Source organism: Mesorhizobium sp. LEGMi-168a (genome assembly GCF_058312955.1).
Map to the genome: position 1 here is coordinate 236776 of NZ_JBZEGV010000008.1, position 9268 is coordinate 246043.

Annotated in this window: 8 protein-coding genes; 6 read left to right on the forward strand and 2 right to left on the reverse strand. The window is 64.5% G+C overall.

All coding sequences use genetic code 11. The annotated features are described in order from the left end of the window. Positions 1–78: 78 nt before the first annotated feature. The 3 genes from AC4FWB_RS14400 to AC4FWB_RS14410 all read left to right on the forward strand — a co-directional run bounded on the left by AC4FWB_RS14400 (position 79) and on the right by AC4FWB_RS14410 (position 4535). Positions 79–1431 carry an SEL1-like repeat protein gene (locus tag AC4FWB_RS14400; RefSeq protein ID WP_491026773.1) on the forward strand — a complete coding sequence of 451 codons (1353 nt, stop codon included), beginning with the start codon at positions 79–81 and terminating at the stop codon, positions 1429–1431. Positions 1432–1583: 152 nt separating this feature from the next. Further along, positions 1584–2270 (forward strand): hypothetical protein, encoded by a 687-nt coding sequence (locus tag AC4FWB_RS14405; RefSeq protein ID WP_491026774.1) that lies wholly within the window; start codon positions 1584–1586, stop codon positions 2268–2270. A gap of 249 nt (positions 2271–2519) precedes the next feature. Further along, the gene (locus AC4FWB_RS14410; RefSeq protein WP_491026775.1) at positions 2520–4535 is read left to right on the forward strand and encodes an amidase; all 2016 of its coding nucleotides are present in this window, start codon (positions 2520–2522) and stop codon (positions 4533–4535) included. Positions 4536–4726: 191 nt separating this feature from the next. On the opposite strand, the gene AC4FWB_RS14415 is transcribed toward AC4FWB_RS14410, so the two are convergent. After that, on the reverse strand, positions 4727–5935 hold the full coding sequence (locus AC4FWB_RS14415) for an MFS transporter (protein ID WP_491026776.1): 1209 nt from the start codon (positions 5933–5935) through the stop codon (positions 4727–4729). A 98-nt stretch (positions 5936–6033) separates the two neighbouring features. Between AC4FWB_RS14415 and AC4FWB_RS14420 the strand changes: the two genes are divergently transcribed. Further along, positions 6034–6942, forward strand: a complete 909-nt coding sequence (locus AC4FWB_RS14420) for a LysR family transcriptional regulator (protein ID WP_491026778.1) — start codon at positions 6034–6036, stop codon at positions 6940–6942. Positions 6943–6950: 8 nt separating this feature from the next. Here AC4FWB_RS14420 and AC4FWB_RS14425 read toward each other — a convergent pair whose 3' ends face one another. Then, the gene (locus tag AC4FWB_RS14425) at positions 6951–7475 is read right to left on the reverse strand and encodes a hypothetical protein (RefSeq protein WP_491026779.1); all 525 of its coding nucleotides are present in this window, start codon (positions 7473–7475) and stop codon (positions 6951–6953) included. 133 nt (positions 7476–7608) lie between these two features. On the opposite strand from AC4FWB_RS14425, the gene AC4FWB_RS14430 reads away from it, so the two are divergent. Together AC4FWB_RS14430 and AC4FWB_RS14435 are read left to right on the forward strand one after the other, a co-directional pair. Then, positions 7609–8202 (forward strand): isochorismatase family protein, encoded by a 594-nt coding sequence (locus AC4FWB_RS14430; RefSeq protein ID WP_491026780.1) that lies wholly within the window; start codon positions 7609–7611, stop codon positions 8200–8202. A 147-nt stretch (positions 8203–8349) separates the two neighbouring features. Further along, positions 8350–8808: a GFA family protein gene (locus tag AC4FWB_RS14435; RefSeq protein ID WP_491026793.1), complete on the forward strand. Its 459-nt coding sequence runs from the start codon at positions 8350–8352 to the stop codon at positions 8806–8808. The last annotated feature ends 460 nt before the right edge of the window (positions 8809–9268 follow it).

A 9268-nucleotide genomic window follows, 5' to 3' on the forward strand; every position in this document is an offset into this window, starting at 1 on the left:
GTCGTCGAAGAAAGTTCCCGTTCATCTTGCTTGTGCTGACCGCTTTCGTGCTGTTTTTGGCCGACGCGGAATTATTACGTGCAATGGTCGGCCTCGCGGAAAGTACAGGCGGCGTTTCTCGCCAAGGATTATGAAGAGGAATTCCGTCAGTTGTCGTTGCTGGCCAACATGGGCAACCGGGATTCGCAGGGCTATCTAGGCGCGATGTACTGGCGCGGCGAAGGAACCGCACAAAACGACGAGCAGGCGGTTTACTGGTGGCGCAAGTCCGCGGACGGCGGAAATGCAGAGGCTGAATCTGCGCTCAGCCAGGCTTATTTTCTCGGGCGCGGTGTCGCGAAGGACGATCAGCTTGCCGCCAGTTTGGCGCGGAAGGCGGCGGAGAAGGGCAATGCAAATGGCGAGTATCAGCTCGGCGTTCTCTATTCTCAAGGCCGCGGGCTGACCAAAAGCGACGAGCAGGCGCTTTATTGGTGGCGCAAGGCGATCGATGCGGGAAGTATCGAGGCAGCGTACAGCCTCGGTCAGGCTTACTTTGAGGGCCTGGGCGTCAAAAAAGACGACAAAACAGGAGCGATGTGGACTCGCAGGGCGGCCGACAAGGGGCATGCGGAGGCCGCCTATGTGCTCAGCAAGGCTTACAAGTTCGGTTTGGGTGTAGAGAAGGACAGTCAACTGGCCGCTACATGGGCGCGCAAGGCCGCGGAACAGGGGAACGCGAACGGCCAATATATGCTCGGCGTTCTCTACCACCTGGGTGAGGGGCTGCCACAGGACGAGAGGCTGGCGGTTCAATGGTGGATGAAGGCCGCGACTAGTGGTGTTTATCAAGCGCAGTCGGCGCTGGCCTATGCCTACTCGACGGGAAACGGTGTAGCCAGGAACGACGTGGAAGCGGCGTCTTGGTGGCTTAAGGCAGCCAACCAGGGCGATGCCGGCGCGCAATCGAATCTCGGCAATGTCTATTCGCAAGGTCTTGGCGTGACCCAAAGCGCTGCCAGTGCAGCGCGGTGGTGGCTGAAGGCCGCCAGCCAGGGCGATGCCAGCGCGCAATCGAATCTTGGTGTCGCTTATTCAAAAGGTATAGGTCTGGGCCAGAGTGATGCGGACGCTCTGCTATGGTGGCAGAAGGCCGCCGGGCAGGGCAATGTTCGAGGTCAGTTGGGCGTCGCATACGCCTATGCCAACGGCAGAGGTACAGCCAGGGACGGTAAGGCCGCCGAGTTCTGGTGGTTGGAGGCGGCCAAGACTGGAAGTGTCGATGCCGAGTTCAGCCTTGGCACGCTTTACTATTTTGGAATCGACGGCAAGCCGAACTACCCGGAAGCGGCCAAGTGGTTCCTCAAGGCGGCTGAGCACGGTAATGCCCAGGCCAAGACCTATATCGAACTCATGAGGGAAAACGGCCAGATCGACAGCAAAACGCTGTGAGCCGCGTTGCTGATGATTGGCGAAAGCGGCGGTGCCAGCCGATCTCCCCCCTTGCGGGGGAGATGCCCGGCAGGGCAGAGGGGGGCGCCAAGGAATGCGACCTGGCAAGACGAGGCCTGTACAAGCCTGTTCCGAGAGACCATCGTCGCCGCGTGACCAACACTGACGAATCCACCTATTTCGTCTTGCAAGAAATCGATCCCGCGACCGGATCGTCGGTTGCCGAGGCTCGCATTCACGTTCCCGATCTCGAAAAGCTTCGCGCGGTCCTCGATTGCGGTAGTGGCACTCCGCTGTCCGGCTCATGGGAATTGGAACCGGGAGACCTCCTGCGGCTGGGCGCGATTTGCAATCCCCCTTGCGAGGCGGACGCAAGGTTCAATCGCATCGAGTCCTGGCATCCGATCCGCGACGTTCCCTATCTCGTTCACACGAATTTCGAGCTGCCGCTGATGCTCGACGGCCGCAAGCCGCTAGCGGTGTTCCATGATGCCTATCCGACGGACTGGTTGACGGAAATGCTGGAGCGCTTCGATCCGTTCGTCCGAGCCGGCCGATTGGTCCGCCGCATCGTCGACACGCCGCTCACCGAGGCCGAGCGCACCCGCTTCCCTGGGTTTCAGGGATGGAGACGCGCCTTCTTCTCGCTTCCCGGGGAGGAGTGGCGGATAGACGCGTTTCTGCTGATATCGAAGGTGTCCACCAAAACCGGCTGGAACGAAGCTCTCGAACGAATGGAGGGCTCGCTTCTCGGCTATGAGGATTGGCAGAACGACTGGTGGATCGAGCGTGGAGCACGACGACGGGAGGCTGCGAGCACTCGTCGGGAAAACGGATAGCGCTCTTGGATTACCTGACACGCCCGGGGGCAGCACTCCCCTCCGGCCTGCCCGTCCTCCGCAGCCGCTGCGGGGGGTGGACCGGCCATCTCCCCCCACTCGGGGGAGATTCGCAGCTTCGGCCTTGGCGCGCCATCTCTCCATCGTTGGCAGTTGGCGAAACTGACGGTGCCAGCCGATCTCCCCCCTTGCGGGGGAGATGCCCGGCAGGGCAGAGGGGGGTGTGACGGAACGCCAACTGGGGCAATCATGACCGCACTCCATCTCGTCGAAGCCTCGATCGCCGACCTGCGCCGCGCGCTGGAGGACGGCACCGTCACCAGCGTCGAGCTGGTCGGCGCTTACTTGAGGCGCATCGCCCATTACGACCGCCACGGCATTGCGCTCAACGCCGTGCCCATCCTCAATCCGAAAATGTTCGAGGAAGCAGCCGTCTCCGACCGGCGCCGTCGCGAGGGGAAAACCCTCGGACCGCTCGACGGCATCCCTTACACCGCCAAGGACAGCTATAAGGCGAAGGGCCTGACGGTCGCGGCCGGCTCGCCGGCCTTCGAGAATCTGGTCGCCACCGAAGACGCCTTCACCATCGCCCGGCTGCGCGCCGCGGGCACGGTGCTGATCGGCCTCACCAACATGCCGCCGATGGCCAATGGCGGCATGCAGCGCGGCGTCTATGGCCGCGCCGAGAGTCCCTACAATGCCGACTATCTCACCGCCGCCTTCGCCTCCGGCTCGTCGAACGGCTCGGGCACGGCCACAGCTGCCAGCTTCGCCGCCTTCGGGCTCGGCGAGGAGACCTGGTCGTCGGGCCGCGCGCCGGCCTCCAACAACGCGCTGGTCGCCTACACGCCCTCGCGTGGCGTCATCTCGGTGCGCGGCAACTGGCCGCTGGTGCCGACGATGGATGTGGTGGTGCCGCACACGCGGACCGTTCCCGACATGCTGGAACTGCTCGACGTGATCGTCGCCGACGACGAAGAGGCGCGCGGCGATTTCTGGCGCGTGCAGCGCTCGGTGCCGATCCCCAAAGCCTCGGCGCTGAGGCCGGCGAGCTACGCCGGGCTTGCGATGCAAGGCGCCCTAAGGAGAAAACGGCTCGGCGTGCCGAAAATGTATATCGGCAAGGATAGCGGCGCCGACCGTCCGATCGAGACCCGCGCCTCGGTGCTCGACCTTTGGCGGCAGGCGATGCGCGACCTGGAAGCGCTCGGCGCCGAGGTGGTCGAGGTCGATTTCCCCGTCGTCTCGAACTACGAGCGCGACCGCCCGGGCGCGCTGTCGATGGTCGATCGCGGCCTTGTGCCGAAGGATTTTGCCGATCGCGAAATCTGGGACCTCTGCATCTGGTCCTGGGACGACTTTTTGCGCGCCAACGCCGATCCTGCGCTTCCCGATCTCGCCTCCGTCGACGGCCCAAAGATCTTCCCGCAGCCGCCGGGCACGCTGCCCGACCGCTATGTCGACCTCGACCTCGCCGATTATGTCGAGCGGGCGAGGAAGGGTGTGGCGTCGCTCGCGGCCATTCCCACCATCGAGGACGGGCTGAAAGGCCTGGAGGAAACGCGCCGCGTCGATTTCGAGGACTGGCTGCAGGCGAACGGCCTCGATGCCGTGGTGCTGCCGGCCGTCGCCGATGTCGGCCCGGCCGATGCCGACGTCAATGAGCAGTCTGCCGAACTTGCCTGGCGCAACGGCACCTGGGTCGCCAACGGCAATCTCATCTGGCGCCATCTCGGCATTCCGACGGTGACGGTGCCGATGGGCACCATGGCCGATATCGGCATGCCGGTGGGCCTGACCTTCGCCGGCAAGGCCTATGACGATGGGACGCTGCTTTGCCTCGCCGGCGATTACGAGCGCGCCACCCAGCGCCGCACCACACCGCCGCGCGTGCCGGCGCTTGCGGATGATGTGTTTGTGGAGGGCAGGGCAGTGGCGGATCGGCCTGGCGATGCGCCGCTCGCGCTTTCGCTGAGTGCCGAGACGGTTCGCGCCGGCGACAATGACGAGATCGCGATTGCGCTGGAGATCGATGCGGGCGAGGCCGAGCCCGATGCGGTCGTCAAAGTCCACGTCAACGGTGAGTCGGTCATCATGGAGGCCAGCGGCAACCGCTGCTCTGGACGGGTGGTCGTGCCGGCCGCGACACACCAAGCCTTTCATAGCGTCTGGCGTGGCTCCTACGGCTCTATCGTCACGGCCATCGTGCGGCTGGCGGATGGACGCGCGGCGGGGGCGTATGTCGTGACGGGCGGGATTGAATAGCGCCTTTCCTCTTGTGGGAGAAGGTGGCCGAGCGAAGCTCGGACGGGTGTTGGACGGATCGCTGCCTTGAGGAACTAAGCGGTTACAATCGCTCAATTTTTCCGCGCCTCATTCCCTCCAGCACCCCTCATCCGTCTCGGCGCTGCGCGCCGATCCACCTTCTCCCACAAGGGGAGAAGGAGAGACGTCCGCTACTCCATCCAATCCACCACCAGCGCCAGCACCCCGAACGCGGCGCCGGCCGCGCACACCGCGTTCCATCCGCCCCACGCCCACGCAACCCCCGCCAGCAGCGAGCCGATGGCGCCGCCGATGAAGAATATCCCGACGAACAGCCCGTTGAGCCTCCCGCGCGCTTTCGGCTGCAGCAGGTTGATGGCGCGGCGGCCGAGCGTCTGGACGCCGGTGACGCCGATGTCGAGCAGCACCGCGCTTGCGCCCATCAGGATAAGCGGCAGCCATGCGCCGCCGGCGTTCGCCGCGCCCGCCCATGCGGCGATGCCGAGCGCCGCGATCAGGCCGAGATGGCAGAGAACCGTCGCAGGTCGTGTCCAGCCGCGGTCGCCGGCGCGGCCGAAGATCGGCGTCACCACCGCTCCGCCGGCGCCGACCAGCGCGAAGAGCGCAATGCAGCGCTGGCCGAGATCGAAGGGCGGCGCGGCGAGGCGCAGCGCGACCGCCGTCCAGAACACGCTGAAGGCCGCCATCACCAGGCTCGCCGTCAGCGCCCGGCGGCGCAGCACCGGCTCCTGCCGCAAGAGCTCCAGCAGCGAGGCTATGAGTGCGGCATAGGTCGCACGCGCCAGCGGCCGCCGTCTCGGCAGCGTGAGGCCGAGCAGGATGGCGAGCAGCGCGAGCGCCGCGGCGCTGATGCCGTAGAAGGCGCGCCAGCCGAAGGCGCCAGCGACGAGGCTGGCGAGCGGGCGCGACAAGAGGATGCCGACCATCAACCCGCTCATCACGTCGCCGATGACGCGCCCGTCCTGTCCGGGCGGCGCCATTGAGGCCGCGACCGGCACCAGCACCTGGATGCAGGAGCAGGCGGCGCCGAGGACGAACAGCACGGCGAGCAGCGAGCTTGCCGACGGCGCGAATGAAGCGACGGCGGCGGCGAGCGCCGCTGCGCCTAGCATGCGCAGCACCAGCACGCGGTTTTCGACAAGGTCGGAGAGCGGCACCAGGAAGAACAGCCCTGCGGCATAGCCGAGCAGCGTCGCCATCGAGACGAGACCGCTTTCCGACGCCGCGGCGCCGAGCGACGGACCGATCAGCCCGACCAGCGTCTGCGGTGCGAACAAGTTGGTGACGATGATGCCGACCGAAGCGGCAAACAGCAGCGTCTGCGATCTGGTGATGGTTTCAGCCGGCTCGGCCAGTTGCGCGTTGTGAGTTCCGTGCATGAGGGTTCCTCGCTGTCCGCATATCCAGCGAAGACTTTATTCGGGATAAGCATAATGCTACAATTGAATTGACCTGATAATGATTATGCGAGATACGCATGAATATCCATGATCTTGAAGCCTTCGTCGCCGTTGTCGAGACCGGCTCCATCGTCGGCGCGTCGGCGCGGCTCAACCTCACCCAGCCCGGTGTGACCCGCCGCATCCAGAATTTGGAGGAGCGGCTGGCTACACCTTTGCTTGATCGCCAGTCAAAGCCGCTGAAGCCAACCGCCTCGGGCCGCGAGGCCTATGAGCATGGCCGCCGTGTGCTGCGTTCGCTGGAGGATCTGAAGGCCGGCGTCTCGCCGGCCGGCGAGGTGAGGGGCGAATTCCGCCTCGGCATCATGCCTTACCTCTCGACCAGCGCCTTGTCTGAGCCGCTCGACAGCTTGCGCGCCGCCTTCCCGCAACTGACGCTGAATATCACCTCCAGCCTGTCGCCGCGTCTTGTCGAGCAGGTGCTGCACAGCGAGATCGACGCCGTCGCCGTCTGCCTCGCCGATGGTGTCGCGCCGCCGCCAGAATTGGTGGGTGACGATCTCGGCGTGCAGGAGGTTTTGCTGGTTGCCTCGCCAGGCCTTGGCGTGCCGAAGCCGGCCGAGCTCGACGCGTTGTCGCGCTGCCCCTGGGTGCTCAACGAGACCGGCTGCGGCTTTCGCGCCTTCATCCGCCACCGCTTCGAGGTGGCGCGGCTGCCTTTCCATGTCGGCGTCGAGGCGCAGGCCGCCGATCTCAGGATGTCGCTGGTGGCGCGCGGCCACGGCATCGGCGTCGTCACTCCCGGCGCGCTGTCGGGCAGCCCGTGGCGCGACGCGGTCGAGGTGGTCGACTGCCCCGGCTTCCGGCCGCAAGTGCGCTGCTGGCTGCTCCACCGCCCACCGGCCGGAAGGCTCGCGCGCCCGATCGCGGTCTTCCGGGACGCGCTGGCGGAAGCGCTGAAAGGTCCGATGCCGCTGATGTCGTAGGGCGGGCGCTATCTACCGCCTAGCGGGGGAGATAGCGATTTCAACACCTTAGCGAAGCAAAGTGTTAGAAATCGCAAGAGAGGGGGCGCAGCGCCGACCTTCTCTTTGCTCAACTCATGAGAGGGCAGGGAGGCGAGCCATGAATCCCAAAACTGCTGCTGCATTTTGACGAATACGGGCACCACGTCATAACCTTCGTCAAATATATTGACCAAGTCGCCCTTTTTGGGATGCTCTCCCGCTTTCACCTTGCAGACCACCAATCCACGACTCATCGCTGTCACGGTGCCTTCAGGAAAAACATTGCAACTCGCGCCGTAGCAAAAGGGCAGTATTCCTTCTACTTCGAGCTGCTTGCGGATTTGGCACAGGGCTTCGAAATAGTCGTCTTCTTCCGCCTCGATGACCTTGTTCCGATAACTGCAGGTGAGCCGGCACTTTGTCCCTAGATCGTCGAGCGTGAACACCGCTTGCTCGTCGCCGCCCGTGCCTCCGCCGATCAGGAATACGGTGTATTGTTCATTCATTGTCATTCCCCAATCCCTCGACGAATTGTAGTTGTAAGATTTTCATAATTCAACTATGGATTGTCAGCCTTGACGCAAGGATAGCACCTGCCGGCCCGCCCCGCCTTGACCCACCCACCCGCCACGCTATCTTCGCGCCATGCCAAACGCCCCCTCCGCCGCCGCTCCGCTCATCGTCATCGACCTCCAGACCGGCATGTTCGACGGCCGTTTCGATCCGCCGATCCATGATGCCGACGCAATCGCCGAGCGCGCTCGAAACCTGATCGAATGGGCGCGGAAAACCGGCCGCAAGGTGGCCTTTGTCCGCCATGACGGGCCGGCGGGCGATCCGCTGGCGCCGGGCGCTTCCGGCTGGCCGGTATGGCCGCACCTCGGCCAGGCCGCCGACGAGCCGACCTTCGGCAAGAGCGTCGGCAACGCCTTTTCCAACGCAGCCCTTGCCGAATGGGTGGCAGGGCAGGGCGCGAGCGACGTGGTGCTCATCGGCGCCCAGACCGATTTCTGCGTTGCCGCCACCGTCAAGGGCGCCTTTGCCGAAGGGCTCGGCGTCACCGTGGTTTCCGATGCGCATTCGACGTTGGACAGCGACAACGAGAAAGCGCCGCAGATCGTCGCGCGCTACAATGAAGCCTTTGCAGAGCAGGGTTTGCGCATGACCACGACGGCGGCGTTGACGGGCTCTTCCCCTTCTCCCCTTGTGGGAGAAGGTGTCGCCGAAGGCGACGGATGAGGGGTGCTGGACGGAGTGAGGGGAGGCGATCAGGCGCTGAAAGCACCCACGCCTCGTTTCTTCCAACACCCCTCATCCGTCTCGGCGCTTCGCGCCGATCCACCTTCTCCCTCAAGGGGAGAAGGGAGAACCAACCCAAGGAGCTCCATCTTACCTCACCTGTCCCTGCCCGCCGAAGGCGGCTGCCGCTGCGGCCGTGTGCGCCTGAAGATTTCAGTCAAGCCGCTACTCACCATGGCCTGCCACTGCACCGGCTGCCAGAAGATGTCGTCCAGCGCCTATTCGCTGAGCGCCGCCATTCCCGCGGAAGGTTTCGAGATCACCAAGGGCGAGCCGGTGATCGGCGGGCTGCATGGCGCGTCAAAACATTATTTCTGCGGCTACTGCATGACCTGGATGTTCACCCGGCCGGAAGGGCTCGACTGGTTCGTCAACCTGCGCCCGACCATGCTCGATGACCCCGGCTGGTTCACGCCCTTCATCGAGACCTGGACCAGCGAGAAATTGCCCTGGGCGACGACGCCCGCCGTGCACAGCTACGCCGCCCTGCCGGCGTTCGAGGAATATGAAGGGTTGGTCGCGGAATACGCCAAGTCGCAAGCCTGATCGGCAAAACAAAACGGCGACCCGGGTCAGATCGCCGTTCAGTTCATGGTCGACGCGGCCGTTGGGGGCGACATTGTTGGGGATGTGCTTGGGCGTCCGCGTCGACCACGGCGGCCTCGTACCGCAGATATAGCATTGCATATCTTTAAGGCGGGCGCACTTCCGCGATAGCGGAATAGGCGGACGTAATCTCCCCCCTTGAGGGGGAGATGGCCGGCAGGCCAGAGGGGGTCGTCTCACGTAGCGCGCCGGTGTCCTTTCAAGTCGCGTAAGAACGTTGGCGCTCCACGCGCAACGACCCCCTCTGTCGCCTTCGGCGACATCTCCCCCTCAAGGGTAGGGCTATCGCATATGAGTGAAGAGGCGGAGTAGGTCTTGATCGGCCCATCGTGCTTTGAGTCGTTTGTGGCTGAGCGGGATGTTTTCGGGGTCGGCTCTGAGAACATTGAGCGTGAGGCGC

Excerpts from the sequence above, each read along its gene's own strand:
- AC4FWB_RS14425 (WP_491026779.1), bottom strand. The coding sequence starts at position 7,475 with ATGACAATGAATGAACAATACACCGTATTCCTGATCGGCGGAGGCACG.
- AC4FWB_RS14415 (WP_491026776.1), bottom strand. The coding sequence starts at position 5,935 with ATGCACGGAACTCACAACGCGCAACTGGCCGAGCCGGCTGAAACCATC.
- AC4FWB_RS14410 (WP_491026775.1), top strand. The coding sequence starts at position 2,520 with ATGACCGCACTCCATCTCGTCGAAGCCTCGATCGCCGACCTGCGCCGC.
- AC4FWB_RS14430 (WP_491026780.1), top strand. The coding sequence starts at position 7,609 with ATGCCAAACGCCCCCTCCGCCGCCGCTCCGCTCATCGTCATCGACCTC.
- AC4FWB_RS14420 (WP_491026778.1), top strand. The coding sequence starts at position 6,034 with ATGAATATCCATGATCTTGAAGCCTTCGTCGCCGTTGTCGAGACCGGC.